The 26,720-nt window shown below is 59.5% G+C and carries 27 protein-coding genes; 18 read left to right on the top strand and 9 right to left on the bottom strand.

Annotated elements, in window-relative coordinates; genetic code table 11:
* Nucleotides 1–3: 3 nt before the first annotated feature.
* Complete coding sequence (locus GWQ44_RS25935) at nucleotides 4–933, top strand: hypothetical protein (protein ID WP_275928573.1); 930 nt, start codon at nucleotides 4–6, stop codon at nucleotides 931–933.
* A gap of 53 nt (nucleotides 934–986) precedes the next feature.
* Nucleotides 987–1,523: a hypothetical protein gene (locus GWQ44_RS25930; protein ID WP_275928572.1), complete on the top strand. Its 537-nt coding sequence runs from the start codon at nucleotides 987–989 to the stop codon at nucleotides 1,521–1,523.
* Nucleotides 1,524–2,366: 843 nt separating this feature from the next.
* Here GWQ44_RS25930 and GWQ44_RS25925 read toward each other — a convergent pair.
* The 5 genes from GWQ44_RS25925 to GWQ44_RS25905 form a co-directional block, all read right to left on the bottom strand.
* Nucleotides 2,367–2,765, bottom strand: a complete 399-nt coding sequence (locus tag GWQ44_RS25925; RefSeq protein ID WP_253165920.1) for a hypothetical protein — start codon at nucleotides 2,763–2,765, stop codon at nucleotides 2,367–2,369.
* Nucleotides 2,762–3,367 (bottom strand): hypothetical protein, encoded by a 606-nt coding sequence (locus GWQ44_RS25920; protein ID WP_275928571.1) that lies wholly within the window; start codon nucleotides 3,365–3,367, stop codon nucleotides 2,762–2,764. The genes GWQ44_RS25925 and GWQ44_RS25920 overlap by 4 nt, the downstream gene beginning before the upstream one ends.
* A gap of 99 nt (nucleotides 3,368–3,466) precedes the next feature.
* Nucleotides 3,467–3,607: a hypothetical protein gene (locus GWQ44_RS25915; protein WP_275928625.1), complete on the bottom strand. Its 141-nt coding sequence runs from the start codon at nucleotides 3,605–3,607 to the stop codon at nucleotides 3,467–3,469.
* Between the two features lie 23 nt (nucleotides 3,608–3,630).
* The gene (locus tag GWQ44_RS25910) at nucleotides 3,631–4,026 is read right to left on the bottom strand and encodes a hypothetical protein (RefSeq protein WP_016968654.1); all 396 of its coding nucleotides are present in this window, start codon (nucleotides 4,024–4,026) and stop codon (nucleotides 3,631–3,633) included.
* Nucleotides 4,023–5,471, bottom strand: a complete 1,449-nt coding sequence (locus GWQ44_RS25905; RefSeq protein WP_275928570.1) for a PAAR domain-containing protein — start codon at nucleotides 5,469–5,471, stop codon at nucleotides 4,023–4,025. Before GWQ44_RS25905 ends, GWQ44_RS25910 begins: the two co-directional genes overlap by 4 nt.
* A 268-nt stretch (nucleotides 5,472–5,739) precedes the next feature.
* Between GWQ44_RS25905 and GWQ44_RS25900 the strand changes: the two genes are divergently transcribed.
* The 6 genes from GWQ44_RS25900 (at nucleotide 5,740) to GWQ44_RS25875 (ending at nucleotide 11,294) form a co-directional block, all read left to right on the top strand.
* Complete coding sequence (locus tag GWQ44_RS25900) at nucleotides 5,740–5,994, top strand: bacteriocin immunity protein (RefSeq protein ID WP_275928569.1); 255 nt, start codon at nucleotides 5,740–5,742, stop codon at nucleotides 5,992–5,994.
* Between the two features lie 204 nt (nucleotides 5,995–6,198).
* Nucleotides 6,199–6,657 (top strand): Hsp20 family protein, encoded by a 459-nt coding sequence (locus GWQ44_RS25895; protein WP_016968718.1) that lies wholly within the window; start codon nucleotides 6,199–6,201, stop codon nucleotides 6,655–6,657.
* 759 nt (nucleotides 6,658–7,416) lie between these two features.
* Entirely contained in the window at nucleotides 7,417–8,610 is a 1,194-nt protein-coding gene (locus tag GWQ44_RS25890) for a radical SAM protein (RefSeq protein WP_103741901.1), read from the top strand.
* A gap of 614 nt (nucleotides 8,611–9,224) precedes the next feature.
* Nucleotides 9,225–9,785, top strand: coding sequence for a hypothetical protein (locus tag GWQ44_RS25885; protein WP_179596921.1), 561 nt, complete (start codon nucleotides 9,225–9,227; stop codon nucleotides 9,783–9,785).
* Nucleotides 9,782–10,342, top strand: coding sequence for a hypothetical protein (locus GWQ44_RS25880; protein ID WP_275928568.1), 561 nt, complete (start codon nucleotides 9,782–9,784; stop codon nucleotides 10,340–10,342). Before GWQ44_RS25885 ends, GWQ44_RS25880 begins: the two co-directional genes overlap by 4 nt.
* A gap of 412 nt (nucleotides 10,343–10,754) precedes the next feature.
* Nucleotides 10,755–11,294, top strand: coding sequence for an AAA family ATPase (locus tag GWQ44_RS25875; RefSeq protein WP_275928567.1), 540 nt, complete (start codon nucleotides 10,755–10,757; stop codon nucleotides 11,292–11,294).
* A gap of 188 nt (nucleotides 11,295–11,482) precedes the next feature.
* Here GWQ44_RS25875 and GWQ44_RS25870 read toward each other — a convergent pair whose 3' ends face one another.
* The 4 genes from GWQ44_RS25870 to GWQ44_RS25855 form a co-directional block, all read right to left on the bottom strand.
* Complete coding sequence (locus tag GWQ44_RS25870; RefSeq protein ID WP_016968722.1) at nucleotides 11,483–12,031, bottom strand: cupin domain-containing protein; 549 nt, start codon at nucleotides 12,029–12,031, stop codon at nucleotides 11,483–11,485.
* 268 nt (nucleotides 12,032–12,299) lie between these two features.
* The gene (locus GWQ44_RS25865) at nucleotides 12,300–13,580 is read right to left on the bottom strand and encodes an FAD-binding oxidoreductase (RefSeq protein WP_065363688.1); all 1,281 of its coding nucleotides are present in this window, start codon (nucleotides 13,578–13,580) and stop codon (nucleotides 12,300–12,302) included.
* Between the two features lie 55 nt (nucleotides 13,581–13,635).
* Complete coding sequence (locus GWQ44_RS25860) at nucleotides 13,636–15,126, bottom strand: aldehyde dehydrogenase (RefSeq protein ID WP_275928566.1); 1,491 nt, start codon at nucleotides 15,124–15,126, stop codon at nucleotides 13,636–13,638.
* A 33-nt stretch (nucleotides 15,127–15,159) separates the two neighbouring features.
* On the bottom strand, nucleotides 15,160–16,536 hold the full coding sequence (locus GWQ44_RS25855; protein ID WP_275928565.1) for a glutamine synthetase family protein: 1,377 nt from the start codon (nucleotides 16,534–16,536) through the stop codon (nucleotides 15,160–15,162).
* Between the two features lie 266 nt (nucleotides 16,537–16,802).
* Here GWQ44_RS25855 and GWQ44_RS25850 point away from each other — a divergent pair, with 266 nt between their 5' ends.
* The 10 genes from GWQ44_RS25850 (at nucleotide 16,803) to solA (ending at nucleotide 26,581) form a co-directional block, all read left to right on the top strand.
* Nucleotides 16,803–17,558, top strand: coding sequence for a gamma-glutamyl-gamma-aminobutyrate hydrolase family protein (locus tag GWQ44_RS25850; protein ID WP_275928564.1), 756 nt, complete (start codon nucleotides 16,803–16,805; stop codon nucleotides 17,556–17,558).
* Nucleotides 17,559–17,808: 250 nt separating this feature from the next.
* Nucleotides 17,809–18,951: a polyamine ABC transporter ATP-binding protein gene (potA, locus tag GWQ44_RS25845; RefSeq protein ID WP_060838662.1), complete on the top strand. Its 1,143-nt coding sequence runs from the start codon at nucleotides 17,809–17,811 to the stop codon at nucleotides 18,949–18,951.
* Nucleotides 18,952–18,995: 44 nt separating this feature from the next.
* On the top strand, nucleotides 18,996–19,877 hold the full coding sequence (locus GWQ44_RS25840) for an ABC transporter permease subunit (RefSeq protein WP_164990763.1): 882 nt from the start codon (nucleotides 18,996–18,998) through the stop codon (nucleotides 19,875–19,877).
* On the top strand, nucleotides 19,874–20,770 hold the full coding sequence (locus tag GWQ44_RS25835) for an ABC transporter permease subunit (RefSeq protein ID WP_275928563.1): 897 nt from the start codon (nucleotides 19,874–19,876) through the stop codon (nucleotides 20,768–20,770). The genes GWQ44_RS25840 and GWQ44_RS25835 overlap by 4 nt, the downstream gene beginning before the upstream one ends.
* Before the next feature lie 140 nt (nucleotides 20,771–20,910).
* Complete coding sequence (locus tag GWQ44_RS25830) at nucleotides 20,911–22,017, top strand: polyamine ABC transporter substrate-binding protein (protein ID WP_345894556.1); 1,107 nt, start codon at nucleotides 20,911–20,913, stop codon at nucleotides 22,015–22,017.
* 356 nt (nucleotides 22,018–22,373) lie between these two features.
* Entirely contained in the window at nucleotides 22,374–22,745 is a 372-nt protein-coding gene (locus GWQ44_RS25825) for a hypothetical protein (protein ID WP_275928562.1), read from the top strand.
* 178 nt (nucleotides 22,746–22,923) lie between these two features.
* A complete protein-coding gene (locus GWQ44_RS25820; protein WP_275928561.1) occupies nucleotides 22,924–23,850 on the top strand; it encodes a transposase in 927 nt (308 codons plus the stop codon).
* A 70-nt stretch (nucleotides 23,851–23,920) separates the two neighbouring features.
* Nucleotides 23,921–24,637, top strand: coding sequence for a hypothetical protein (locus GWQ44_RS25815; RefSeq protein ID WP_275928560.1), 717 nt, complete (start codon nucleotides 23,921–23,923; stop codon nucleotides 24,635–24,637).
* A gap of 224 nt (nucleotides 24,638–24,861) precedes the next feature.
* Nucleotides 24,862–25,386 (top strand): DUF2867 domain-containing protein, encoded by a 525-nt coding sequence (locus tag GWQ44_RS25810; protein WP_016963448.1) that lies wholly within the window; start codon nucleotides 24,862–24,864, stop codon nucleotides 25,384–25,386.
* Nucleotides 25,387–25,411: 25 nt separating this feature from the next.
* Complete coding sequence (gene solA / locus GWQ44_RS25805; RefSeq protein WP_275928559.1) at nucleotides 25,412–26,581, top strand: N-methyl-L-tryptophan oxidase; 1,170 nt, start codon at nucleotides 25,412–25,414, stop codon at nucleotides 26,579–26,581.
* Nucleotides 26,582–26,720 lie beyond the last annotated feature (139 nt).

Below are 26,720 nucleotides of genomic sequence, written 5' to 3'. Positions count from 1 at the left end.
TCCTTGCACGTCGCCGGCCCCTTCCAGCCGGGCCACCGCGGCTACGTATGGGCGCTTGCCGACCTTGGCGACCGGGGCTTGGCAAGCGCCGGGCGTGACGCAACCATCCGGCTATGGAATCGCGAGGGCCGCTGCCTGGGTCAGCTTGACGGACATACACAATCCATTCTGGGTCTGGTGGAAGTGGCGCCTGGCGAGCTGGTTTCTCACTCGCGGGACCGTACGATCCGGCATTGGTCCTTGGCGACCGGCAAGTCAAGGTTGGTCGGCACATCGGACTCGGCCGTCCTGTCCTCGGCAAGGTTAGGCGCTGACTGCTTCGTGACCGGGGCTGCTGACGGTCGCCTGACCGTCTGGAACCTGGCCACAGGTGCCGCGGACAGGCGTCAGGCCCACGCCTGCTGGGTCTGGGCGATCGCGCCTACGGCCAACGGTGGTTTCGCCAGCGCATCGGAGGACGGAACCGTCAGGCTGTGGCGACCCGAGGAGCGGGACTGCGTACAAGTGCTCGATCTGGGCCGCCCCCTGAGGACGCTGGCGAGCTGGATCGACGCCGATGGCAGCGTCACCTTGGCCGCTGGTGATCTTGACGGCGCGGTGCACCTGCTAGCGACCGAACCGAGGCTGGCGCTCCTGGATTGCCTTGCCGCTCATGACGGGCCGGTCCGGCGCGTGCGCTTCGAGGCGCGACACATGCTGCTGACCTGCGGCGAGGACGGATTCGTCAGACGCTGGGACCTGCCCTCACGGCAGGGGGCGATCATCGGCTCACACGACAACTTTGCAACCGATGTGCTCCCCACCCGCGCCGGTCGCTGGATCAGCTGTGGGTATGACGGCCGGATACTGGTACATGGCGACAAGGGCCAGGACGCCCTACCCCTGTCCCTCAATACCCGCTCTGCGCCTTTGGCCAACAGGTCGCGGGTATGATCCGCGTCCGCAGCCGCCTGCTGGAGGCGGTGTGTTTGAGCACAGGAAGTCCCATGAAAAGAATGCTGTTCGGTGTGTGTCTGCTTTCACTGGCCGGTTGTGTCAGCTCGTCCGATACCTCCTTCACCCAGGCCACCCCAGGTTGCAAAGCGGCCATCGCTGAGGTCAATGGGAAACCGGTCACGACGCAGTTCTGCATCAAGACCATCGCCTTCAAACCCTCACAATACCGAGTCACTGTTAACGACCAGGTGCTGTTCACCGGTACCGACTACCAACGCGTCGCCTTTACCAAAACCATCAAGGAAGGTCCGGCCAAGGGCACATGCAACGAGCTGATCGAGTTGCAGGGCTCCGGCTCGACAACAGTGCCATTGAACGAGTTGCCCAGCGAATTGGTGGCAGGCTGCCGGATCACAAAAGACGCGGCCGGTAACGCCCAAGCCTTCAGCAAAGACGACGCCTGCGACAAGGCGTTCTACAAGTCGCTGGCGCCGTTGCTGGGCAAGGTGATACCAGTTGAAGTGGCCCGCCAATGCAGCGTGATGGTGGGCGAGCAGACCGTGTTTGACCAACGCTTCAACTTTTAGAAAAAGGCACTGGGGCAGCGAGGTAGATTTGCTTTCTCTGATCTAGCAGATAGCTGTCTCCCAGCTTTTTTCGTATCTTCAGGACTCAATCGGGGTTGCTCAGAATCAACCTGACGTACATAAGGTACGTAATGAATGCTCAACTAAATAAATACCGAACAACCAATAGCCAGGGAAAGCTCAGGATGCGTCACTCAATAATTAACAGCCTGATTGCTATCAGCTTTGCCATAACCTGCTCCGGCTGCACATCCTATACGTCCAAACCACCAATCAGTGAACACTTCGAACCAAGAACAAAAGAAACCATCTCCAGCTTCACGTATAAAATAGACTCCACATGGAAAAACAGCCGCTTCGCAAAGAACGCATACGAAGCAACACAAAAAATCATCCCAAATGCACAAGACAATAGTTCAAGACTTATAGCTCCACACCTTCCTGAATTAGAAATAAAAATCTCCGAGTTTCCGTCTGGAGGCGCTTGCGTACAAGACTACTTAACCGGCTTGAGTCTTGGCTTTATTCCTAGCTGGTGTACAAGACCCAACCTATTCAGGTTCGATTTCACACTGAACAATAGTCACGGCGTTTGCAGACAGAAATCCTACTCCATAAGCTCAATATCGTTCTCGCACCTCACCGCGATACCATTCGCCCTACTCAGCACTGAAAATAAACCATTGACTATTTATCAGGCAGCGTTAAAAGACTTCCTTCAAGAAGGTCAATGTATACGCTAACACGCTCTGTTCGATCAGGGAGTGGGAGACAACTGCAGTGACAGCCAACTACCTTTAACCCACTGACCAAGACTCCGACCCCATAGGGTTGACGTATGCTTTACCCCGCATAAAGTTTTATCAGCTTTATACCCGCAGCACATATACACGCCCCAACAATTAAACAGATAACGCTCAACTGCAAAAAAACAAACTTCTTCCTGAGTGATGTGGGAAGCCCATTCAAATCTTCAATGCTCACACCTCCATGTTTGAGATGGAAACCAGGAAAGGCAACGATCCCTGATATGCCACCTATCAACAGCAATTTACCTAAAGCCCCTCCATGCCTGAGTGGCGCGCGACTCATAATTGCCGTGCAGTTTTTAAGAAGATCCAGTATTTCGTCCATTCGCGTATATGCCAAACGTAGACACAAGTACATCCAAACAAACATACCTAGAATAAATACTCCACCCAGCAGCGCTAAAGCCTTGTATAAAAAATCGATAAAAATCATTGAATCATCTCGTATATTACTTCGCCCGTTTGCTCTCCCAAGGCCCCAATAGCTGCGCCACTGGCGTAAGACCCGGCCCCAACTACTGCAAGTACGCATACAACTGTAGCAGTCCCCCCTGCTGGAACTCCCAGAGCTACACACAGAGCTCCAGCAGCTCCCCCCGACAAGTAGCCAGCAACCACGGCACTTCCACCAACGGCACCAAGAAAGCCTCCAACCTCTGTCAATCTCACCCGTTCACAAGCCTCAACATTGCCCGCCGTACACACCTCCTGAACCTTCAGATACGAAGCGCCCCCACCCAACCCGACACCCAGCCAGCCCAAGCGCTTTACATACTGAGACGCCTTTGCCACGCCTTGCATATTCGTCGCATACCCCGGTATCTGCCCCGGTGCGCCAGCCAGTTTCCAGTGATGCACCAGGCTGCGACTGGAAATCCCCAGCGCCGTTTTCAACTTGGGATGCTCGGGAAAACCGATCCCCTTGCGGGTAAAGGCAGTCAGCCGAGTATCCAACTGCGCCAGCAACCTTTTGCGCTCGGCAAAAAACTCGACAGAACGCAAATGCCCATGCTGCTGAAAAGTACGCTGATGCAAGCTCTCGATATCCCGCAGCGAGGCTTTAACATCCTCCAGGTTCTTGGCGAAGATCGCGGCGCCGACGCCCAGCGCGGTCGATCCCTGGGAGGCAAAGGGCTACAGCAAGTCCATGGCGTCAATGATGAGCGCGCTGTCAGTTGCATTTTTACCCTTGGTGTACGCGAACTGCTGAATAGCCTGAATGGAATGATGTGGGTTATAAACCAGCTCGCCGGAGAGTTTGTCCACAGGCTGCACTTAACACCCTCCTCCCGAACAACTCAGACACTCAGTTCTATTAATTTTATCGTTCCGGCAGATATAAGCAGTCCCGTAATGAGTCCGCGCCCAACCCACTGCAATACGGCAAACCTGTTCTTTAAGTTCTGCGGAAAACTATCGAGATCCTCCACACTGACACCGCCATTCTTAAGATATACACGTGGAAAAGTTACGATAGACGTCACCCCCCCGACCAACAACAACCTTGCCCAAGGACCGCCCTGCTTAAGCGGAGCCAGGTTCATGACGGCAGAACAATGCTTGAGACGCTCCAGAAACTCATCGACCTGGGTATATCCCCAATACAGGCAGACGCCCATCCAAACGAAAATCCCCGATAGAGCCACGGCGCCCAGAAGGACAGAAAATTCATACACGCTACTGACTAGGTTCATTTCTGCATCTCATAGATCCGCTCTCCTACCTTTTCTCCCACCAGACCACTTGCAGTGCCAGCAGCATAAGAACCAACCCCTACAACTATTAGTCCACAAACCAGAGCTCCGGCACCCAGGGTAGGAACTCCTAACCCCACACAAACGGAGCTTGCAACAGAACCCGTCAATATCGTGCCCGCCGCCATACCACCACCGACAGCCCCAATAAAACTGCCTCCCTCTGTCAATCTCACCCGTTCACAAGCCTCAACATTGCCCGCCGTACACACCTCCTGAACCTTCAGATACGAAGCGCCCCCACCCAACCCGACACCCAGCCAGCCCAAGCGCTTTACATACTGAGACGCCTTTGCCACGCCTTGCATATTCGTCGCATACCCCGGTATCTGCCCCGGTGCGCCAGCCAGTTTCCAGTGGTGCACCAGGCTGCGGCTGGAAATCCCCAGCGCCGTTTTCAACTTGGGATGCTCGGGAAAACCGATCCCCTTGCGGGTAAAGGCAGTCAACCGAGTATCCAACTGCGCCAGCAACCTTTTGCGCTCGGCAAAAAACTCGACAGAACGCAAATGCCCATGCTGCTGAAAAGTACGTTGATGCAAGCTCTCGATATCCCGCAGCGAGGCTTTCACATCCTCCAGGTTCTTGGCGAAGATCGCGGCGCCGACGCCCAGCGCGGTCGATCCCTGGGAGGCAAAGGACTCCAACAGATCACGATGGCGCGCCAGGAAACTGGCCTCTTCATCGCTCATCGGCTCAAGTGCCGCGTTGACCTTCTCCGCCACCTCCATCAGCCAGGCCTCCTCACGGGTGCACTGGACGTTGGCCGGATCACTGAGAACGATCAATTGTCCCGGCTTGGCGTAGTCGCTGAGTTGCGGGTTGAGGCGGCGAAACTTCTCCAGCACCGCGCTATCGGGCCTGGCGAAGAGTATGGACTCCAGTGCCGAGCGGGACATGGGCTGCTCGACGATATGAAACCCCGGCTCGACGCCCTCCTGCAGGGCCGCCGTGGAAGCAGCCAATGGGCTGACCAGCGCATTGGCCGCCTGGGCTTTTTCCGTCAGCGCCGGATCGGCCAGCAGCGTGGCCATGCGCGACTCATCCACCGAGCCATCGGCGCGGATGGCGCCCAGCGTGGCGAAGTTGACGATGGCGGCGCCGTCGGCGGGCGCGAAAAGCGAGCCGCCGAAGGTATCGCCAGAGCCGCTGACGATGCTGCCACCGTGACTGGTGAGACTGCCCACATGGGCCAGGGGCCGGCCATTGACCAGCACAGAAGGAAATCCTGTGGTAATCACCGCGCCGCAGCCACAGACATCACCGACCCGGGCCGCGCCCATGCCGTTGATGATGACGTTGCTGGAAGCGGTAACGATGGGCGTAGTGCCGTGCCCCGGCAGCGGGCAGACATGGCTGTCGCCCAGGCGAGAGGAAGAGATCATTTGGCATCCTGCGCTATGAGTGAAAAAGCCTCCAGTCCGGGAGACAGGAAACGCTAACGCAGGAGTTCGGGCAGGGCCTTAAGGAGATTCTCAAAACGCGGTGAGTGGCGCTGAGGGTCGGTGGCTGAGGCAAGATAACGAACCCAGAGCCGAGCCCTTGAAAGTGCCCCCGCAGACCAAGACGCTTGGGTGGCGTAAGACGCAGAAAGCTTGAAGATCAACGACACACGAAACCCCATTGACCCTCACGAAAGAGAACAGGCACTACATGGAAGACATTTCTGATTTGACCGAAGCCGAATTCATTTCCTTCGTGAAAAACATACAAACCGTCAACAAGAGCGGGACGGACGATGAGCTAGGCGAGTTGCTTGAAAGGTTCAGCAAGCTCGCCGGCCATCCAGATGGCTACGACCTGATTTTCCACCCTGAGCCCGGCGCGGATAACTCCGCCGAGGGGGTGACCAGTACCGTGAAGGAATGGCGCAAAGCTCAGGGACTGCCGGGACTCAAGAACGGCTGATTGAATTCACCGCCAGAACCTGTAGCGGCTCAACGAGCATCTTCGCCACATTGAAAAACGGCGATTAACTCTTTGAAATTAATAGATAAAATCAATTTTTTGGGGCTCTTGAAGTTTTGCTTCTGGCACATACCTAGGTTCTTGCGCGGTGCCGAATGCGGGCCGCGCCTCAAATCACTTGGAGAAACCTCAGGAGATTTTGCAATGGCTACTACCCTTTCGTTGGCCCCACTTTTCCGCCACTCGGTCGGCTTTGACCGTTTCAACGACCTTTTTGAATCGGCGCTTCGCAGTGAGGCCGGTACTTCCTATCCTCCGCACAACGTCGAAAAGCACGGTGATGACCACTACCGGATCGTTATCGCGGTAGCAGGCCTGGCCGAAGAGGATCTGGACATTCAGGTTGAAAAAGGTGTGTTGACCGTCACCGGTGACAAGCGAGAAAGCGACGGAGCTGTCACTTACCTGCATCAAGGTATCGCACAGCGGGCATTCCGGCTGTCGTTCCGCTTGATGGATCACATCGAGGTGGAGGGTGCGAAGCTCACCAACGGTCTGCTGAGCATTGACCTGCTCAGGGTTGTACCGGAGGAAGCGAAGCCTAAACGCATCATGATCGGGGGAGCTGAGGCTGCTGATTCGAAGCCGGTCAGCGAGCAGTAACCGGCATGGGGAGGCGCTCTGCGGAGCGCCTCTTTTTTTGTCGAGCACTAAGCCGGGATTAGGCAGGATCAACCTGCCCCAATGTTCTATCACCCAGGTACGTAGCAGATCGAAACCCTCACTGAGTAACAGGTCGATGGCAAAGTGGATTTGTGAAAGGTACTGCGAGCCAGAAGCGCAGTCGAAAATTTCCAACGGGCTGCGCCGATGCGTTGCTGAGTGCAGGTATACAGATCAGGCAACGAGGCATTGGCGTTCAGATATAGGACGGTATGGTCGGTGTCGTCACGGGTGAGCTGGATGGGTTGAAAGTATAGGTGCGGGTCATTGGTGAAGCTCCATGAGAGACAAGCCTTTACCGTCGTCAAACAGCCAGATGGAATCGGCTTAAAGGCAAGGCGTTATGCCCTTAGCTTTTTAGCCCGCGATGGTCAGTCACCAACAAGCGCTGACATGTTGAACTATCGAAGTGGAATACGCTGGATGACGGTTTCTGGGTAGAGATCGTGCGGTTTATCGTTTCAATAACATCCGGTGATCAACTTACTAACGCCTATTTTTAGCCAGAAGCAGCCAGTCGCGACCAGCATAGAACAGCCAGATTCGACCTAATACAATCGTATCGCCCCTACCATGGCTCGAATTTTGCTTTGAAAAAAATGCGTCAAATTGCCAGCATGAAATTCAGCGATCACCAAATCGCATTTAACACCGAAAGCCTGCAGCAGCACTCACACAACTTATATAAAGAGCCCCATAATGCACATGTTTATCGATATAGTTGGAGCGTGTAATTTAAGCTGTCCCTCATGCCCCATGGGAAACTCTGAAAACAACAACTTCAAAAAATCCATGCAGATCGAGACGTTCAGGCAAATAGTAGAAAAAGCCAAGCTGGAGGGTGTCGACTCGATTCATCTTTACAACTGGACTGAGCCCTTAATTCACCCGCGAATTGGTGAATTTATCCAAATAATAAACGCCGCAGGCATTGCCAGCGGTATTAGCACCAACTTGAACATTGCCAAGAACATAGAACAAGCCCTACGGGCTGAGCCTTCATTTTTCCGTATTTCGCTGTCCGGCTTCCATCAAAACACCTACGCACAGGGACATGTGGGAGGTGACATCGAAGTTGTAAAACAAAACATGATCATGCTGCATGACATCAAGCAGCAATACAATCTTAATACATTGATCGAAGTCTACTACCATCGCTACTTAGACAACCTGGAAGAAGAAAGCTTGATGCGCGAGTTCAGCGAGCGCTTGGGCTTCAGTTTCAGCACAGGTTATTCTGTGATGATGCCGCTGGAAAAAACCTTTGCCATCATCGAGCGCGATCCGTCCGTCACCGAAGCAGATCGTGAAACCCTTAATAGACTCGCATTACCGCCCTACGACGATCTGATCAACCTGGTCAAACACTACCCGAAGCGGGCGTGCAAGCTAAAAGATCAAATGCTGGTACTTGACTGTAACGGCAACACTGTACTTTGCTGCTCTATCTTCAACCAATCCGAGTACCAAGTCGGAAAGTATCTGGATCTGCCACTGGAGCAGCTAACAAGCCTTAAATCCACTAAAGAAAATTGCGTCGACATGTGCAATCGTTGCGCAAAAAATGGTTTGCACGAGTACGCCATGTATCCCAACCAAGGGCCGCTGGAACGCCACGCTGTCAGTCGCATTATGGATTTTCAACGCCGCAGCCTTCTAGGCCTACCGATTGACAATGAAGCACTTGGAAAGCAGGACGACGAAGTTAGCGCAGAAGACTTTGATGAGCATCAGTATCTACAGTCGAACCATGATGTGAAGGCCGCAATCGCCAATAACGCCTTCTCCAGTGGTTATCAGCACTACCTGTTTTTTGGTCGTTATGAAGGCAGGAAAGGGGCAAGTTCACCATTGGCACGCAAGGATTCAAACATGGTGACGGATCAGAGCTGAAGATTGTTTCGCGTCATAAAACACCAGTCCGGGACAAAGACTGGTCTTCACTGTGTTGCCGCCCAGCGAAAACTGGCGTCTATGAGCCGAGGCCGCATGAAAACTCACGCACCGTTTTGACGTCCGCGTTGCTACGTAAAACCTGCTGGTATTTTGTGAGTCGGCAGACCTGAAGTTTACGTAGGCGTGCAATTTTCATTGACGCTTTCACACAGCCTCGGTCGTTACTTCCCGTTTTTTACTATCGCCACCGGCAGCTACGGTTCGGGCTGAACGAGATGACTTCGCCAGAGCCGCAGAAAACGCAACAGCGCCAACCGGGCGCGGCGCCTGTTGAACCGCCAGTGATCGTTTGACGCAGTTTGCTGCTTGAACAGTGGGAAAGCGCCGGTATGGATGGGGGATCGAGCATGGCATAGCCAATGGCATGACCCCGCCTCCTGCGCGGCCCGATAGCCCCAGCACGCAGCACGCGAAAAGCCGCGCCATCAATAGCGGCATTTTAATGGCCATGCCCTGGCCAAGGTATTTATGATGCGCTCCGTGCCTCGGGGGCAATAACACCAGGGCAGGCCCATTTTCCAGGACAGAAGCAGAGGGATGCTGTGAGTCGAGTGATCAACCGTGTGATTCAACAAGCCGCGGAAAATTTTTCCCACAGTTTGAGTGCGTTCTACCCCTCCTACGGCCGCAATGGCATAAACGAACGCAACCTCACCTTTCAATTGGCCAACGCCTTTGGAGCACGTAACGGCGCCCATGCCTTTATGGAAGTGCCGTTTCTCAACCCACTGACCCAACGTTTTGAATATCGGATCGACTGCATGCTGTTCGACAAGGAGCGGGTGTTCTTTGTCGAGGCCAAGCGCCTGTTCAGGCTAGAGAAAGCCGAGCAACTGCGTAACGACTTCCAACGTATGAATGCAGAAACCCTGGCACCGATACTGGAAAAATTCATCTCCCCTTCCACCCGGACACGCAGTGTCTATCGCTTGATGCTTGCCGAAACCTGGAGCCCGAATATTGTCAACTGGTGGAAGAAGCAAGACACCGTCCGGGCCTGGGATAACAGCTGGCTGCCAGACAATAGCGACGCGGTCGAGGTCAAGGCCTTCGATGAACAAGAAACACTGCATTGGCTATACGCCTATGAGCAGTTGGAGATGCCTGCATGAAGGTTGCGACGCAGATTAACGACTACGAAATTGTCGAGCACCGGCATCGCTACTGCACCTGGGCCGCAGGCCGTGCAGCGAGCACCAAGACCTGCCGCTTCAGTGTCAGCACCGGCAAGGTGATCATCGAAGCCACAGGCCTGCACCTGCTACTGGCAGGCCCAGAACTTCTGCCGCCTCCCGAGCGTATCGATGCCCAGCACAAGATCTGGCGCGAACTGGCAATCGAAGCGGCCAAGAGCAAAGGCCTGGTTGGGTTCGGCCACGGCGTCGCAGCAAAGCTCATCAACGTTTATCTCAAGGGCGCCTTTGTTTGCGGCGGCCAGGAACTGCATCCCCATGTGCAGGCCCTGCACCCTCCTATCGACAAGCTTTTGCTGGATGAGCTCTACCATCAGGACATTGGCGCTTTAAAGGCCGTCTGGAGACAAGCACGAAAACAACGCTGGTCGAAGCTCGATACCGAGCAGTATCAAGCGGTGATCAATGGCATACGCGATGCCCTTCAAGGAAAGCCGTTGTGGCACATCGAATTCTACTGGCGCGGCCACCAATGAATGCTCCAACGGTGTTTTTTCTAGGATAAGGGCGACGCAATGCGGCGCCCTTTTTCATTTCCTCAGCACTCAACCGAGTTCAAGCAGGTTGCGGGCTGCGCCGATGCGTTGCTGAGCGCAGGCATACAGATCGGACAACGAGGCGTTATGTCCATAGTTTTTGGCCCGCGATGACCAGTCACTAAATTGCGGTGACGCATCGAACTGTAGACGCGGTATTCGCTCGATGAGCGTTTCCGGATAAGCGATCGTTCGATTTATCGTTGCAAAAGCATACGGTGATCGGCTTTTTGAATCGCTACTTTCGGCCATTAGCTACCTGTAGTGCCGACCATTTGTTGTTGACCAAGGTAAGCAGTGACATAAAATCGCCGCCCCAAAAGATCAGCTTGCATAGCGAGAAGGAGCTTCGATGCAACGGCTGATGATTGTTGGTCAACCTGGATCAGGCAAAAGCACTTTGGCGCGTGAGCTTGGTCAGCGCACGGGCTTGCCGGTCGTCCATATCGACACTATCCACTGGCAGCCAGGATGGATAGAACGAAGCCCGGAAGAGAAAACCCGACTATGTCTCGATGTAGAGGCTCAAGATCGCTGGATATTCGAAGGTGGCCATTCAGCCACTTGGGACAACCGAGTGGCCCGTGCAGATCTTTTGATATGGATTGATCGTTCGGCGACGCTTCGATTCTTCCGCGTACTGCGCAGAACGCTGCTCCAACGCGGTCAGTCTCGGCCCGACTTGCCGGAGAACTGCCCCGAAATGCTGGCGAACCTGCCAGAGTTTTTCAGATTCATGTGGCGGACGAAAAATTCAGCGCGAGAAAAGATGCAGCAACTTGTGGCAACAGCGCCATCCACTTGCCGCGTGGTTTGTCTGCAGTCCAATCGGGATATCGGCATTTTTCTCGCGAATATTGGAAGTTCGACTGTCCCAGTTCCGCGAGGTTGATCGACGGCTGACTGACTCACTACGGAAACTGCTGGTTACGAGCGGATACTTCTGGCCTATTGCTGCCCGTTCTAAATGACCATTAACAGTCAAAAGCAAACACCGCCAAACCAATAAGATCAGCCCCTCCTCACTCACAAAAAGCGGCTATCAAAAGCCGCTTCAGATCAGTCCCCCCGTCTCCCCACTCAAAAGTTCGCCGGGGTATTGGCACTGATAATCTCCGCCTCATCCTGCCCAATATTGCGAAAGCTATGAGGCAAAGTGGTCGGAAAGTAATAGCCATCCCCAGGATTCAAAACACTCACCTGCCCATCCACCGTCAACTCCACAGTGCCGCGAACAACCAGCCCGCACTCCTCGCCTTCGGCATGCACGATGGCTTCTTCGCCGGAGCTGGCGCCGGGGGCGTACTGCTCACGCAGAAAGCGCATCTGCCGGTTGGCCACCGGGGCGCCGATCATCAGCAGGCGCAGGCCGTCGCGACCGAGGTCCGGCTGTTCGTTGGCGCGGAACACGTATTGGTGCTCGCGGGGCGGTTGGTCGAAGGTGAAGAAGTCGGCCAGGGACATGGGGATGCCTTCCAGCAGCTTTTTCAGGGAGCTGACGGAGGGGCTGACGCGGTTCTGTTCGATCAGGGAGATGGTGGCGTTGGTCACGCCGCTACGGCGGGCCAGCTCGCGCTGGGAGAGTTTGTAGCTTTCGCGAACGAGTTTGAGTCGGGTGCCCGTGTCCATAACAGCCTTATGTGAGAAGTACTTAAGGGTATTTTTGCGGCGGTTGGGTCGCGAAGATCGCGATTTGGCTGCCCTGGAGCCTGAAAAGGCGGCTATTTAAACATGTTTGACAGGCAAGCTGTAAAGACCGGCGATGGGCGTGAAGGCCGGGTGATGGAGTGCCGGTTTTCCGGGGCTTTGCGGGGCTTTTTCTGGGGTGAGTCAAGGGCCGGAGCTTCGCGAGCAAGCTCGCTCCTACAGGAGTGGGGGCTGTAGGAGCGAGGTGGCATCAGATGCCGAAGCGGTCGCGCAGGGCGTAGTACGCGGCGCCCATGGCGGTCAGCGGGGCCTGGAAGGTGCGGCCGCCGATCATCGGCATGTGCGGCAGCGAGGCGAAGGCGTTGAAGCGTTCGGCGTCGCCGCGAATCATTTCGGCAATCAGCTTACCCGCCAGGTGCGAGCAGGTGACGCCGTGGCCGCTGTAGCCCTGCATGTAGTAGGCGTTCTTTTCGATACGGCCGAATTGCGGCATGCGCGACATGGTCAGCAGGAAATTGCCGGTCCAGCGGTAGTCGATCTTCACGTCCTTGAGCTGGGGGAAGGTCTTGAGGATCTTCGGCCGGATCAGTTGCTCGATGTCATCCGGCTCCCGGGCGCCGTAGACCACGCCACCGCCGTACAGCAGGCGGTTGTCGCCGGTGAGGCGGAAGTAGTCCAGCAGGTAGTTGCAGTCTTCCACACAGTAGTTGTTGGCGATCAGGCTGCGGGCCAGTTGTTCCGGCAGTTGCTCGGTAACCACGATCTGCGAGCCGCAGGGCATGCTCTTGCGGGTCACGCGGGGGTCGAGGTCTTGCTGCAGGTAGGCGTTGCCGGCGATCAGCAGGTATTTGGCGCGGACCACGCCCTTGGCGGTGCGCACCACGTTGGGTTCGCCGTAGGTGATTTCCACCGCCGCCGACTGTTCGAAGATCTTGCCGCCCAGACCGATGATGGCGCTGGCTTCGCCCAGGGCCAGGTTCAGCGGGTGGATGTGGCCGCCCTGCATGTCCAGCAGGCCGCCGATGTAGTTCTTGGTGCCGACTTCGCGGTCGATCTGCGCCTTGTCGAGCATCTTCAGGTTGTTATTGCCCAGGCGTTCCCAGTTGCGTTTCTGTTCCGCCAGGCCCTTGAGCTGCTTGTTGTTCAGGGCGGCGAAGATGCCACCGGGGCGGTAGTCGCACTGAATGTCGTAGTGCTGGATGCGCTGACGGATGATGTCGGCACCTTCGAAGATCATGCTGCCGAGCACTTCGGCGCTTTTTTCGCCGTAGCGTTCTTCGATCACGTCCACATCGCGGCTGTAGGAGTTGACCAGTTGCCCGCCGTTGCGCCCGCTGGCGCCGAAGCCGACCTTGGCCGCTTCCAGAACGGTGACGCTGTAGCCGGCTTCCGCCAGGAACAAGGCCGAGGACAGGCCGGTGTAACCGGCGCCGATCACGCAGACGTCGCACTCCACCAACTCGTCGAGTTGCGGGTAGTCGGTGGTCTGGTTGCGGGTCGCCGCGTAGTAGCTGTTCACGTAGGTTTGCATGAGAAATTCCCCAGCGGGTACGGGCCCAGGCCCGCCGCCGCTGTTGTTATAAGAGTTAGAGCTTGATCCAGGTCGCTTTGAGCTCGGTGTATTTGTCGAAGGCGTGCAACGACTTGTCGCGGCCGTTGCCGGACTGTTTGAAGCCGCCGAACGGCGCGGTCATGTCGCCGCCGTCGTACTGGTTGACCCATACGCTGCCGGCCCGCAGGCCACGGGCAAAACGGTGGGCGCGGCTGAGGTTGGCGGTCCAGACCCCGGCCGCCAGGCCGAAGATGCTGTCGTTGGCGATCTGCAGCGCCTCTTCTTCGGTATCGAAGCTGATCACCGACAACACCGGGCCGAAGATCTCTTCCCGGGCGATGGTCATGGCGTTGGTCACGCCGTCGAAGATCGTCGGCTCGACATACAGGCCACCAGTGCTCTCCAGAGTGCGTACACCACCGGCCAGCAGTTGGCCGCCCTGCTCCTTGCCGATCTCGATGTAGCGCAGCACGTTCTCCAGTTGGCGCTGGTCCACCACCGCGCCAACCCGGGTTTGCGGATCGAGGGCATGGCCCGGTTTCCAGCCCTTGAGGGCCTCCACCAGCAGCGGGATGAACTGCTCGCGGATCGAGCGTTCCACCAGCAGGCGCGAGCCGGCGGTGCAGACTTCGCCCTGGTTGAAGGCAATGGCCGCAGCCGCCGCTTCGGCCGCTGCACGCAAGTCCGGGGCGTCGGCAAACACCACGTTAGGGCTCTTGCCACCGGCTTCCAGCCACACCCGCTTCATGTTGCTTTCACCGGAATACACCAGCAGTTGCTTGCCCACGGCGGTGGAGCCGGTGAAGGCCAGCACGTCCACGTCCATGTGCAGGGCCAGGGCCTTGCCGACGGTGTGGCCGTAACCCGGCAGGACGTTGAACACGCCCTTGGGGATACCGGCGTCCAGGGCCAGCTGGGCGATGCGGATCGCGGTCAGCGGCGACTTTTCCGACGGCTTGAGGATGAACGAGTTGCCCATCGCCAGGGCCGGGGCGAACTTCCAGCTGGCCATGATCAGCGGGAAATTCCAAGGCACGATGGCCGCCACCACGCCCGCCGGTTCCCGGGTCACCAGGCCCAGCTGGTCGTGAGGGGTGGCCGCCACTTCGTCGTAAAGCTTGTCGATGGCTTCGGCGTTCCAACGGATGGCGTTGGCCGTGGCCGGAATGTCGATGGCCATGGAGTCGCCAATCGGCTTGCCCATGTCCAGGGTTTCCAGGAGCGCCAGTTCTTCCTGGTGCGCAAGGATCAGGTCGGCGAAGCGAATCAGGATGCGCTTGCGCTCGGCCGGGGCCTTGCCCGACCAGACGCCACTGTTGAACGCCTGGCGCGCCACGGCCACGGCACGATCGGCATCGGCCTGATCGGTGCTGGCAACGTTGGCCAGAAAGCGTCCGTCCACCGGGCTCAGGCATTCGAAGGTGGCACCGCTGGCGGCGGCGCAGTACTGGCCGTCGATAAAGGCACGGCCTTCAAGGCTGAGGGACTGGAAGTGCTGCTCCCAGTCGCTGCGGGATTTAGTCATGGCAAATACTCAACACAGAAGGCGGCACGGTCATCAGACCGTGTGCAGGTACCAGTTGTATTCCAGGTCGGAGATGGAGTTTTCGAACTCCGCCAACTCGCTTTCCTTACAGGCGACAAACACGTCGATGTACATCGGGTCGATGTACTTGGCCATCACTTCACTGTCGTCCAGCACCCGCAGGGCATCGCGCAGGTTGGTCGGCAGGCTCGGCTCGCTCTGTTCGTAGGCGTTGCCTTCCATCGCCGGGCCGGGCTCGATCTTGTTGGTCAGGCCGTGATGGATGCCCGACAACACCGAGGCCATCAGCAGGTAGGGGTTGGCGTCGGCTCCGGCGACCCGGTGCTCGATGCGCACCGAGTCCGCCGAACCGGTGGGTACGCGCACGGCCACGGTGCGGTTGTCGATGCCCCAGGTCGGCGAGTTGGGTACGTAGAACTGCGCGCCGAAGCGGCGGTAGGAGTTGACGTTGGGGCACAGGAAGGCCATCTGCTCGGGCAGGGTTTGCAGCACGCCACCGATGGCGTGGCGCAGGGCGTCGTTGGTTTCCGGGTCTTCGCTGGCGAAGATGTTGTTGCCCTGCTTGTCGAGGATCGAGATGTGCACGTGCAGGCCGTTGCCCGCCTGGCCCGGGTAGGGCTTGGCCATGAAGGTGGTGTCCATTTCATGGTCGTAGGCGATGTTCTTCACCAGGCGCTTGAGCAGTACTGCGTAGTCGCAGGCTTTGATCGGGTCGCTGACGTGGTGCAGGTTGACTTCGAACTGCGCCGGGGCGCTTTCCTTGACGATGGCGTCGGCCGGAATGCCCTGCTCTTTCGCGCCTTCAAGGATGTCTTGCAGGCAGTCGACGTATTCGTCCAGATCATCGATCAGGTAGACCTGGGTGGAATGCGGACGTTTGCCGGAGATCGGCGAACGGGGCGACTGTGGACGGCCGTTCACGTTGTCCTGGTCGATCAGGTAGAACTCCAGCTCGAAGGCGGCGCAGATGGTCAGACCCATCTCGTCGAACTTGGTGACGACTTGGCGCAGCACTTCGCGGGGGTCGGCGAAGAACGGCTGGCCTTCGATCTCGTGCATGGTCATCAGCAGTTGCGCGGTGGGGCGCTTCTGCCAGGGTTCGACACTCAGGGTGCCGGGGATCGGATAGCAGATGCGGTCGGCGTCGCCGATGTCCAGGCCCAGGCCGGTGCTTTCCACCGTGGAGCCGTTGATATCCAGGGCAAACAGCGAGGCTGGCAGGTTGATGCCCTTCTCGTAGACCTTGTGCAGCGCGGTGCGCTCGATGCGCTTGCCGCGCACCACACCGTTCATGTCTGCAATCAGCAGATCGACGTAGAGAACCTCGGGGTGTTTTTTCAGGAAGGCATTGGCTTCATTGAGTTGAATGGCACGCGGGGGGACCGACATGATGCACCTATTGTGTTAATTATTATGTTCACTGCTGTGACACGCCAGCAGTCAACCCGAAAGAAAAACCGGAGTCAATAGCCAACAGCGGCGGCTTTTCGTCAATTATTTTTCTCCACTAGAGACAAATAACCGGCGCAATCCGCGCCGCTTGCGGGTTTCAGACGAGTAACGTTTAGAATTTTTTACATGGAAGTTGTTAATTAAAATCAACGAGGATAAGCTCTGGAAAAACTCGTTCCAGCGTGAATTTCGAGGTGATAAAAATGGCATTCAAGCCATTGATCGGCGTTACTGCGTGCGTCAAAGAGATCGGCCTGCACCCCTACCACGTCAGCGGCGACAAGTACCTGCGTGCTGTCAGCGTCGCGGCCGAGGGCCTGCCCCTGATCATTCCTTCCCTGGCGGATCTGATCGATATCGACGATCTGCTGCACAACATGGACGGGCTGCTGTTTACCGGCTCGCCATCGAATGTCGAACCCTTCCATTACCAGGGCCCGCCCAGCGCACCGGGCACCGCCCACGACACGCAACGCGATGCCACCACCCTGCCCCTGCTGCGCGCGGCGATTGCCGCTGGCGTGCCAGTGCTCGGCATCTGCCGCGGCTTCCAGGAAATGAACGTGGCCTTCGGCGGCAGCCTGCACCAGAAGGTGCATGAACTGCCGGGCTACATGGACCACCGCGAAGCCGACGACCCGCGCATCGAAGTGCAGTACGCCCCGGCCCACCCGGTGGCGATCCAGCCCGGCGGCGTTTTCGAAGCCATGGGCCTGGCCGGCGAGATCCAGGTCAACTCGATCCACAGCCAGGGCGTCGACCGCCTGGCCCCCGGCCTGCGGGTCGAGGCCGTGGCCCCGGATGGCCTGATCGAGGCGCTGTCGGTGGAACACAGCAAGGCCTTTGCCTTCGGCGTGCAGTGGCACCCGGAATGGCAGGTGCTGTCGAACCCGGCCTACCTGCGGATCTTCCAGGCCTTTGGCGACGCCTGTCGGCAACGGGCCGCGCAACGGCGCTAAGCGGCAAACCCCGGCCGCCAAGGCGGCCCTCCAGGCATTCAACACGATTCACCACGCCCTGCCCCACGGCGAGCGCGCCTGTGCGCGCCCGACGTTCGGCGTGAGCAGCAAACGGCAAGACCACAACAACAAATAGCGTCAGGCCGCCAGGAAGGCAGCGCCGAATCAGCCCGCACCCCCTGCGGGCTGGCAATCAACCTTTAAGCCCGGCCGAATTGGCCAGGCTGCTGACACCTGTTGGGAGTTTCACATGGCAAACGCCTCCAGCACTTACCGCAAGGCCCTCGAAGGCACCCCGAGCCCGCAGAAGGTCCTGGTCAAGATCGACCGCGTGACCAAGAAGTTCGATGAAACCGTGGCCGTGGACGATGTGTCCCTGGAGATCCACCAGGGCGAGATCTTCGCCCTGCTGGGCGGTTCCGGCTCCGGCAAATCCACCCTGCTGCGCATGCTCGCCGGCTTCGAACGCCCCACCGAAGGCCGCATCCTGCTGGATGGCGTGGACATCACCGACATGCCGCCCTATGAGCGGCCGATCAACATGATGTTCCAGTCCTACGCCCTGTTCCCCCACATGACCGTGGCCCAGAACATCGCCTTCGGCCTCAAGCAGGACCGCCTGCCACCCGCCGAGATCGAGGCCCGGGTCGAGGAAATGCTCAAGCTGGTGCACATGACCCAGTACGCCCGGCGCAAGCCGCACCAGCTCTCCGGTGGCCAGCGCCAGCGCGTGGCCCTGGCCCGTTCCCTGGCCAAGCGCCCCAAGCTGCTGTTGCTGGACGAACCCATGGGTGCCCTGGACAAGAAGCTGCGCTCGCAGATGCAGCTGGAACTGGTGGAAATCATCGAGCGCGTGGGCGTGACCTGCGTGATGGTGACCCACGACCAGGAAGAGGCCATGACCATGGCCCAGCGCATCGCCATCATGCACCTGGGCTGGATCGCCCAGACCGGCAGCCCGGTGGACATCTACGAGGCGCCGGTAAGCCGCCTGGTGTGCGAGTTCATCGGCAACGTCAACGCCTTCGACGGCACCGTCACCGAAGACCTGGAAGGCTACGCCATCATCGACTGCCCGGACCTTGAGCAGCAGATCTACGTCGGCCACGGGGTCAGCACCTCGGTGCAGGACAAGTCGGTGACCTACGCCATCCGCCCGGAAAAGATGCTGGTCACCACCCTCAAGCCCGACGCCCGCTACAACTGGTCCAAGGGCAAGGTGCACGACATCGCCTACCTGGGCGGCCATTCGGTGTTCTACGTCGAGCTGCCCGGCGGCAAGATCGTCCAGTCGTTCATGGCCAACGCCGAGCGCCGTGGCGCGCGGCCGACCTGGGACGACCAAGTCTACGTCTGGTGGGAAGACGACAGCGGCGTGGTACTGCGGGCATGAGGACTTCGAGCATGAGCACTTTCAATCAGAAACTGTTCCGCATGCTGCCCAGCGGTCGCAAGCTGGTGATCGGCGTTCCTTTCCTCTGGCTGTTCCTGTTCTTCATGCTGCCGTTCTTTTTGGTGATGAAGATCAGCTTCTCGGAAGCGGCCCTGGCGATCCCGCCGTACTCGGAGATCTACAGCTACGCCGAACAGAAATTCCAGCTGCTGCTGAACCTGGGCAACTACGCCATGCTGGCCGGCGACGAGCTGTATTTCTCGGCCTACCTGGGCTCGCTGAAGGTGGCGCTGCTGAGCACCCTGATGTGCCTGGTGGTGGGTTTCCCCATGGCCTACGCCATTTCCAAGGCCAGCAAGGAAGCGCAGAACGTCTTGCTGCTGCTGATCATGATGCCGACCTGGACCGCGATCCTGATCCGCGTCTACGCCTGGATGGGCATCCTCAGCAACAACGGCCTGCTCAATAGCTTCCTGCTGTGGACCGGGCTGATCAGCCAGCCGCTGGAAATCCTCAACACCAACACCGCCGTGTATATCGGCGTGGTCTACGCCTACCTGCCGTTCATGGTGCTGCCGCTGTACGCCAACCTGGTCAAGCATGACCAGAGCCTGCTGGAGGCCGCCTCCGACCTGGGGTCGAGCAACTTCAACAACTTCTGGAAGATCACCGTGCCCCTGGCCAAGAACGGCATCATTGCCGGCTGCATGCTGGTGTTCATCCCGGTGGTCGGCGAGTTCGTGATTCCGGAACTCCTGGGCGGCCCGGAAACCCTGATGATCGGCCGCGTGTTGTGGCAGGAATTCTTCAACAACCGTGACTGGCCGGTGGCCTCCGCCTTGGCGGTGGTGATGCTGGCGATCCTGATTATTCCGATCCTGCTGTTCAACCGCAGCCAGGCCAAAGAGATGGAGGCACGGGCATGAAACGCTTCGAATTTTCCAAACTGATGCTGGTGCTGGGCCTGCTGTTCATCTACCTGCCGATGCTGATCCTGGTGATCTACTCGTTCAATGCCTCCAAGCTGGTGACGGTCTGGGGCGGTTGGTCGATCAAGTGGTACGTCGGCCTGCTGGACAACCAGCAACTGATGGGCTCGGTGGCGCGCTCCCTGGAGATCGCCTGCTACACCGCGATTGCCGCGGTGGCCCTGGGCACCCTGGCGGCCTTCGTGCTGACCCGAGTCACCCGCTTCAAGGGCCGCACCCTGTTCGGCGGCCTGGTCACCGCGCCGCTGGTGATGCCCGAGGTGATCACCGGCCTGTCCTTGCTGCTGCTGTTCGTGGCCATGGCGCAATTGATCGGCTGGCCCATGGAGCGCGGGATCGTCACCATCTGGATCGCCCACACCACATTCTGCGCTGCCTATGTAGCCGTGGTAGTCTCCGCGCGCCTGCGGGAGCTGGACCTGTCCATCGAAGAAGCGGCCATGGACCTGGGCGCGCGCCCGTTCAAGGTGTTCTTCCTGATCACCATCCCGATGATCGCGCCGTCACTGGCGGCCGGCGGCATGATGTCCTTCGCCCTGTCCCTGGATGACCTGGTGCTGGCCAGCTTCGTCTCCGGTCCGGGTTCCACCACCTTGCCGATGGAAGTGTTCTCGGCGGTGCGCCTGGGGGTCAAACCCGAGATCAACGCCGTGGCCAGCCTGATCCTGCTGGCGGTATCGCTGGTGACCTTCCTGGTCTGGTACTTCGGCCGCCGCGCCGAAGCGGCCCGCAAGCGGGCGATCCAGGAAGCCATGGAGTTCACCGCCAACGAATCCTGGCAGCCACCGGCGGCGAAAAAACCCGCGGTACGAGCGCCGGCAACGGCCTGACGGCCTCTTCGCCAGCAAGCTGGCTCCTACAGACAACACAAACCTGTAGGAGCCAGCTTGCTGGCGAAAGCCTCCACACCGATATCCACCTTGCACACGCAGCAATCTGCACAATAAGAAATGGAGTTGTAGTAATGAAAATGCCTGGCAGGACACTGTTCGCCAAAACCCTGCTCTCGGTGTCCTTGATGGGCGCACTGATTACCGGCGCTCAAGCCAACGACAAGGTGCTGCGCGTCTACAACTGGTCGGACTACATCGCCCCGGACACCCTGAAGAAGTTCGAGGCCGAAACCGGCATCCACGTCACCTACGACGTCTTCGACAGCAATGAAACCCTGGAAGCGCGCCTGCTCACCGGCAAGTCCGGCTACGACATCGTGGTGCCGTCCAACAGCTTCCTGGCCAAGCAGATCAAGGCCGGGGTCTACCAGGAGCTGGACAAGTCCAAGCTGCCCAACTGGAAGAACCTCAACCCGGTGCTGCTGAAAAACGCCTCCGCCAGCGACCCGGACAACGCCCATGCCTTCCCCTACATGTGGGGTTCGATCGGCATCGGCTACAACCCGGACAAGGTCAAGGCGGCCCTGGGCACTGATGCCCCGATCAATTCCTGGGACCTGCTGTTCAAGCCAGAGAACGCCGAGAAGCTCAAGGCCTGCGGCATCAGCTTCCTCGACTCGCCCACCGAAATGCTCCCGGCCGCCCTGCACTACCTGGGCTACCCGGTGACCAGCAAGGACAAGGCACAGATCCTCGAAGCCCAGGAACTGTTCATGAAGATCCGGCCCTCGGTGACCTACTTCCATTCCTCCAAGTACATCTCGGACCTGGCCAACGGCAACATCTGCGTGGCCGTGGGCTACTCCGGCGATGTGCTGCAAGCCCGTTCCCGCGCCGAAGAGGCCGGCAACAAGGAGAAGGTCGCGTTCAGCATTCCCAAGGAAGGCGCCGGCAGCTTCTACGACATGATGGCCATCCCCAAGGACGCCACCAACGTCGACAACGCCTACCTGTTCATGAACTTCCTGATGCGCGCGGACATCATCGCAGAAGTCACCAACAGCCTCGGCTACAGCAACGCCAACGCCGCGGCCACGCCGCTGGTGGACGAAGCGATCCGCAACGACCCGGCGTCCTACCCGCCGCAAGAGGTGCTGGCCACCCTGTACGCGGTGCCAGACCAGCCGATTGCCATCCAACGCGTGATGAACCGCGGCTGGACCAGGATCAAGCTGGGCAAATGACTCAAGCCGCCCGCCGCTGGCGGGCAGCGCTCCCCTTTTTCCGTTCACGTCGCGCCTTACCACCGCGACACTCCTGCGAACGGCTTCACCCGGCTCCCTCGGTTGGGGTGAATCCTTGGCGCCTTCGGGCGCCTTTTTTGCGTTCCCTGCAGCCGCTGGCGCAGGCACGAATAGCTGGCCCGGCATAGACGATCCAGGCAGCAGAGGGTCCTGCGGGGAAGGTCCGCGTACTCGCCAGGCACACAAAAACCGCCAACCCTCATGCCACCCACTGGCAGCGAACCAGTGCCTTGGCTAGATTCAGCCGACATGGCTCCAACCCCACCTCGTCCACTTTGCAACACAGGTCCTTCGACATGCCTGCACCCCGGCGCGCGCCTTGGCTGATTCCAGCCCTGATTCCGGTCCTGATTCCGCTGCACCTGCATGCCGCACCACCGCTGCTGGCGCTGGTGCCCCTGCCGGCGGCGGCCACGCCCGCCCCGAACAGCCTGCACCTCCTCGACAACATGCCCCTGGCCACCTCCCAACAGGGCCTGGGCCTGTGCTTCAGCCACAGCGCGGCGGCGGTGTTCAACTACTACCAATGCCAGGCGGCCAAAGAAGATTGCACGCGGATCGACAAGCACCAGCTGGCAGCACCCCTGGACATGGCGCGCTATGGCCGCAAGCCCACGGGCGAGGTGGACAGCGTCGGCTCCTTATCTGTTCTAGGTCTGCCAAATTAGGTGTCGAGAGTCGGCGTGGACGATCGCTAGCTCCTAGATCCAAACGATCGCCTCGTAGCAAGGTCTCCACGCCGATATCTCCTCAGCGACGCCCGTACAGTTGCTCGAGCCGACACTCGAAGATAAGGCTGGGCTGCCGAGGAGAACTCTCGACGTCTCAAGACTAGAGGAGATCATCATGGGCTGCATAGGTGCCGGTATCGATGTCAGCAAGGACACCCTGGATGTAAAGGTGGACGGACATAAGCCCCAACTGCTCACCACCAATGACCCAGCAGGATGGCAGCGAATCATTGACTGGCTAGCCCCATTTGCTCCTCAGCAAGTCGTACTTGAGGCCACCGGCGGCTATGAGCTGAAGGCACTGGAAGCCCTTTATAACGCAGGTTTACCCATGGTCAGGGTCAATCCTCGACAAGCCCGGGACTTTGCGCGGTCCACAGGCCAGTTGGCCAAAACGGACCGCTTGGATGCCAGCGTGCTTGCCCATATGGCCAGTGTTCTCAAGCTCAATCGTTATCAGCCGCTGAGCGAAAAGTCTCAGTTCCTGCACGCTTGTCATCGGCGCCGTCAGCAAGTGGTACAAATGTTGGCTGCTGAAAAGCAGCGGCGTCGTCTGACTGAGCATCCGGCCATGCGCCATATGCTCGAGCGCAACATCCAGCGCTTGGAAGCTGATCGAGATGAGCTGGACGTTAAGATTGCCGAGCAGCTCAAAGGGACGCTGCAAGCGCAAGTAGCCTCGACGATCAAAGGCGTTGGTCCAGTTGTTCTCTCGACGCTTGTTTGCGACATGCCTGAACTGGGTTATTTGGATCGCAAGGCTATCGCCAAGCTATACGGTGTGGCGCCCCTGGCCAGGGATAGCGGTAGGTCCCATGGAAGACGGATTACCTGGGGTGGGCGTGCTAGTCCACGAGCGGTGATCTACATGGCGGCTTTGAGTTCGATTCGATATGACCCTGTCCTCAAAGCGTTTTACGAGGGGCTGGTTGGTCGAGGCAAGTCGAAGAAACTGGCGCTGGTTGCAGCCATGCGCAAGCTCGTCACTATCTTGAACGCGCGAATGCGCGAAGCCTTGCAGGCTTCTGCGCAAATCGCGTGAGGAACACAGTTGCTACGAGGACATCGACGAGGGCGGCGACCCGCTCTACACCCTGGAAAACGCCGCGCTGATGGTCGGCACCGTGGTGTCCCAGGCGTGCTTTTCCGAGGAGAAACTGTTCAAGGACAAGTTCGTGCCCAGCGGCGCCATTACCGCCGCGGACGTCAAGGCCCAGCGCGCGGTGCTCAAAGCCCTGGAGGACTTCTACCAACAGCATCGGCTCAAGGCCCCCTGTACCGACTGTGTCGCCAGCCCAGCCCAGGTGGCCGAGCTCCAGGCTATCTATGCCACCCCCCGCGACGCCCGAGGCATCGCCCAGGCCCTGGGCAAGCCGCACTTCGGCGGCTTTTTCTCGGCCATCATCATCCCCCCTGAATGCCGGCGCCTCAGCCGCCGGGCCTTGTTCGAACTCAAGGACAAGCTGCAGATCCGCGCCCTGCCGGAAACGAGCCAACAGAAGCACTTCGCCGGCCTGTACCCGGCGCTGACCCAGGCCATCGATGCCGGCAACTCGGTGATCATCGCCAACGTCTGCCTGTACCGCGATGCCAAGCAGAAAAAATGCCCCGAGCAGTACCAGCACAGCCTGGTGGCCTATGGTCACGCTCGCCTGTGCACGCCCCAGGGCCAGTGCCAGGAGGGCCTCAAGGTACTCAACAGCTGGGGCCAGCAATGGCAGGAGCACGAGGGCCAGCAATGGTTCGATGCCCGGCGCCTGCTGGACAGCACCGGCTACGGCAAGCAGAGCATCGGCTGGCTGGAGCGCAAGCACCCGCCCGAGCACTGAAGCCGCGCGGCCGGTCGCAGGATCACCTGCTCGTGCATGCACCGGCCCGCGCCGTGCGGATAACCGCCGAAGCCCTGCGCGTCGGCAATGGCGACCATGGCCCAGCGACAACCGGCCGCGACACAACAGCAAGTTCCGCGCCCCAGGAAGTGGTATTTTCTGCCGCTTCCGGCGCGGCTGATCGGCATCCAGCCAAGGCCGCCATCCTTCAGGGAGCTGCACCGATGAAGTCCGCCGTACACCCTTGCCCGCTGCCCCATGACTCGAGCATCGCCGCCCTGGCCCCGGGGGCGACCTTCATCGACTGCCGCCGCACATTCGCCAACGATGCCGAACGCAGCGCCATGCGCCACCTGCTGAACCTGATGAGCCAGACTCCGGCCTGGATCGACCGCCTGATGGGCCTGCGCAACCGCGTGGTGCAGCTGTTCGGCCTCAAGGACCTGGGGCGCCTGACCCGCATCGACCTGGCGCGCCCGGACGCGGATTACCAGCCCGGCGACCGGGTCGGCATCTTTACCCTGGTTTCCCAGAGTCCCGACGAGGTGCTGGTGGTGGATCGCGACAAGCACCTGGACGTGCACCTGTCGCTCAACCTCCAACCCCTGACCGCCGAGGGCCTGCGCCCGGTGGTGCTGAGCACCGTGGTGCACCCGCACAACCGCCTGGGGCGCCTGTACATGCTGCCGGTGGCGCCGTTCCACCGGATCATCGCGCCCATGACCCTGGCCACTCTCAACCGTCGCTGAGCCTTCACTTTTCAAGGATCTTGTCGTGCAGACACCCCAATTCGATGTGGTCGTCATAGGCCTGGGCGCCATGGGCGCCGCCACCCTCTATCAACTGGCCAAGCGCGGGGTCAAGGTGGCGGGCATCGACCGCTTCGCCCCGCCCCATGACCAGGGTTCCAGCCATGGCGACACCCGCATCACCCGCCAGGCGGTGGGCGAAGGCGCGGCCTATGTGCCCCTGGCGATCCGCTCGCAGCAGATCTGGCGCGAGCTGGAGGCCGAACTGGACGTGCCGTTGTTCGAGCAATGCGGGGTGCTGGTGATGACCGCCAGCACCGACCCGCAGCGCCCGGCGGATGCCCGCGACTTCACCGACAACAGCATCGCCCTGGCCCGGCACTATGGCATCGAGCACCAGGTGCTGGACGCCGCCGAGATCCGCCGGCGCTTCCCGCAGTTCGCCCCGCTGGCCGACAGCGCCCGGGGCTACTTCGAACCCGGCGGCGGTTTTGTCCGCCCGGAACGCTGCATCGACGCGCAACTGACCCGGGCCCGGCAACTGGGTGCGACCCTGATCACCGGCCAGACGGTGCTGCAACTCAAGCCCGACGCCGAGGGCGCGGAGGTCATCTGCGCCGGTTCACGAGTCCGCGCCCGGCAGGTGATCGTCAGTGCCGGCATGTGGTCGGCGCAGTTGCTGGGGGCGCCCTTCGATACGCTGCTGCGGGTCTGTCGCCAGCAGTTGTACTGGTTCCGCCTCGATGAGCCGCAACACTACCCGGCCCGCTCGCCGAGCTTCATCCTCCACAGCGCCGACGATGTCGACACCTGCTATGGCTTCCCGCCGATTCCCGGCGAAGGCAGCGTGAAGATCGCCACCGAGCAGTACAGCGCCAGCAGCCAGCCGGACAGCCTCGACCGCCAACCCAGCGATGCCGATGCCCAGCGCCTGTTCCGCGAGCTGGTGGCCCCGCACATGGCCGGGCTGGCGCCGGAGCTGGTGAAGGCCAGCGTCTGCGCCTACACCGTGACCCCGGATTCGGGCTTTATCATCGACCGCCATCCGCACATGGCCCACGTCACCGTGGTCAGTGCCTGCTCCGGCCATGGCTTCAAGCACTCGGCGGCGATTGGCGAAGCCCTGGCCCAGCTGCAGGTGGACGGGCGCAGCGAAATCGACCTGGAAAGCTTCTCCCTGCAACGCTTCCACTGACGGCCGCGGCCCCTTTATCGGGGCCGTGCTGAAAAAAAATCCCCGGGCTGACGTTTTTCGCCGTTTATCTGCCGTTTTCAGCCTTGCCGGTTGGCCGAGTCTCTACGATTCTTTAGAAACCCCTCAGGGCGGCGCATCG

The sequence above is a fragment of the Pseudomonas sp. 3MA1 genome, from assembly GCF_029237275.1.
Taxonomy (GTDB): Bacteria; Pseudomonadota; Gammaproteobacteria; order Pseudomonadales; family Pseudomonadaceae; genus Aquipseudomonas; species Aquipseudomonas fluorescens_AP.
The sequence above is the reverse complement of the archived record's forward strand: the minus strand, read 5'-3'. Positions and strand labels throughout refer to the sequence as shown.